Source organism: Microbacterium sp. B19, from assembly GCF_000333395.1.
GTDB lineage: Bacteria > Actinomycetota > Actinomycetes > Actinomycetales > Microbacteriaceae > Microbacterium.
In genome coordinates, this window is record NZ_BADA01000504.1 from 1 (window position 1) to 2177 (window position 2177).

The 2177-nt window shown below is 69.9% G+C and carries 3 protein-coding genes and 1 pseudogene; 2 read left to right on the forward strand and 2 right to left on the reverse strand.

Annotation, left to right across the window (positions count from 1 at the left end):
* Positions 1–471, reverse strand: a 471-nt coding sequence (locus I5G_RS23285; RefSeq protein ID WP_036329106.1) for a GTP-binding protein, incomplete at its 3' end; no start/stop codon positions are given.
* A gap of 114 nt (positions 472–585) precedes the next feature.
* Here I5G_RS23285 and I5G_RS17370 point away from each other — a divergent pair.
* The gene (locus tag I5G_RS17370; RefSeq protein WP_022880200.1) at positions 586–1308 is read left to right on the forward strand and encodes an alpha/beta fold hydrolase; all 723 of its coding nucleotides are present in this window, start codon (positions 586–588) and stop codon (positions 1306–1308) included.
* 118 nt (positions 1309–1426) lie between these two features.
* Positions 1427–1687, forward strand: coding sequence for a 30S ribosomal protein S20 (gene rpsT, locus I5G_RS17375; protein ID WP_026096043.1), 261 nt, complete (start codon positions 1427–1429; stop codon positions 1685–1687).
* Between the two features lie 283 nt (positions 1688–1970).
* Here the strand turns inward: rpsT and I5G_RS24925 are convergent.
* Positions 1971–2177 (reverse strand): annotated as a pseudogene (locus I5G_RS24925) (DNA polymerase III subunit delta); the annotation flags it as partial.

Below are 2177 nucleotides of genomic sequence, written 5' to 3' on the forward strand. Positions count from 1 at the left end.
GTACTTGTCGGGGTCGGCCGCGGGAAAGTCGATCTTGTCAGCACCCGGGATGATCGTCAGATCGTTCTCGAGCGCGAGGTAGAGGTTGGCGAGCGTCTGCGCCTCGATGCCCTGCGCGGCGTCGACGAGGAGGATCGCACCCTCGCACGCGGCGAGCGAGCGGCTGACCTCGTACGTGAAGTCGACGTGGCCGGGCGTGTCGATCATGTTGAGCGCGAACGTCTGGCCGTCGACGGCCCACGGCATGCGGACGGCCTGGGACTTGATCGTGATGCCGCGCTCGCGTTCGATGTCCATGCGGTCGAGGTACTGCGCGCGCATGTCGCGGTCGGCGACGACGCCGGTGATCTGCAGCATGCGGTCGGCCAACGTCGACTTGCCGTGGTCGATGTGGGCGATGATGCAGAAGTTGCGGATCTGCGCCGGCGGCGTGGCGGACGGCTCGAGGGGCTTCAGGGCGCGCGGTGACATGTTCCGTCGATTCTACGGGCGGCGGCCGACATCGCCGTCCGCGGCCCTCTCCGCGGCGTTCTTCCGCGCCCCGTCCCGGGCGGATGCAAAGGCGGCGTTCGTAGGGTGGATGCCATGACGGTCCAGGTCGTGCTCGTGCACGGCATCCGCACGTCCGCCACGATGTGGCGCGCGCAGGTGGAGCATCTGCGGGAGCGCAGGAACCCGGTCACGGCCGTGGACCTGCCGGGGCACGGAACGCGCCGCGGCGAGACGTTCACGCTCGACGAGGCGTTCGCGACGATCGACCGGGCGGTTCAGGATGCCGCGACCCGCGGCCCCGTCCTTCTCGTGGGGCATTCGATGGGCGGACTGCTGTCGATCGAGTACGTCGGGCGGGAGGACCGGCCGCCGGTCGCGGCGTTCGTCGCGGCATCCTGTACCTCGATCCCCCGCGGTGCGGGGCTCGCGGCGTATCGGTTCCTCGCGCGGCGGTTCGACGGGCTGCCCGACCGGGGCCTGGGCCTGACGAACTACGTGCTCGACCGGACGCTGCCGCCGGAGACCCGCGCGGACTTCGGCGCCGGCGGGTACGCGTTCGACGCGCAGGACACCGCCCTCGCGTCGTTGTCGGTGCTCGACCTGCTCGCCGCGCTGCGGCGGATCGACGTGCCCCTGTGGTTCATCAACGGGCAGTGGGACCAGCTCCGCGTCAACGAGAAGCTGTTCCTGTCGATCGCGCGGGACGCCGAGCTCATCGTGGTGCCCCGCACGACGCACCTGGTCACGGCGATGCGGCCGCGCGTCTTCAACGCGCTGCTGGACGTGGCCCTCACCACGGTCGAAGCCTCGACCTGATAGACTCGGTCCTTGGCTTGCGTGTGGGGTTTTTCCCGACCTCCACGACCGCCGGTGCAGCGCCCCTCTACCGCTCGCCCGGCACTTCCAACACTCACTCAAACGAAAGACCGTCGACGTGGCGAACATCAAGTCGCAGATCAAGCGCAACAAGACCAACGAGAAGGCGCGCGAGCGCAACAAGGCCGTCAAGAGCGAGCTCAAGACGCACGTGCGCCGCACGCGCGAGGCCGTCCTCGCCGGTGACAAGGAAGCCGCCGAGAAGGCGCTCGTCCAGGCCGGCAAGAAGCTCGACAAGGCCGTGAGCAAGGGCGTCATCCACGCCAACCAGGCCGCGAACCGCAAGTCGGCCATCGCGAAGCAGGTCGCCGCTCTCTGAGCCGCATCCTTTCGACAGCCCGTCCCGCACCGCGGGGCGGGCTTCGTCGTTTGCGTGGGCCACGGCTCGGGGTTTGGGGCGGATTCTTGGCTTCGGGGCGGGATTCTCGCGCCCCAAATCGAGAAATGCGCCCCAAACCTCGGAGACCGGGCGCCGGGCGCCGGGCACAGGGCGCCGGGCCGTCGACTTCTGGGGACGCTGCGGTTCGCGTTGCCCTGACTGGTTGCGCGTCCTCCGATCCTCACGCCCGGGCCGCGGCGCACGGCCGGTGGAGCGCTGGAGGTCAGCGGCCGTAGGGCTGGCGGGTGGCGATGATCGTGATCATGCGCTCGAGCGCGAAGACCGCGTCGCGGGAAGCGCCCTTCACTTCGGCATCCGCTCGGGCGGTGGCGTGGATCGCCATGCCCAGCGTCGAGGCGCTCCAGCCGAACAGGTCGCGGCGCGCGCGGTCGACCTGCCAGTCCTTTCATGCGAGGCGCTGCGCCAGCGC

Bases quoted from the DNA above. Each gene is read 5' to 3' on its own strand.
- I5G_RS17370 (WP_022880200.1), top strand. From the start codon at position 586: ATGACGGTCCAGGTCGTGCTCGTGCACGGCATCCGCACGTCCGCCACG.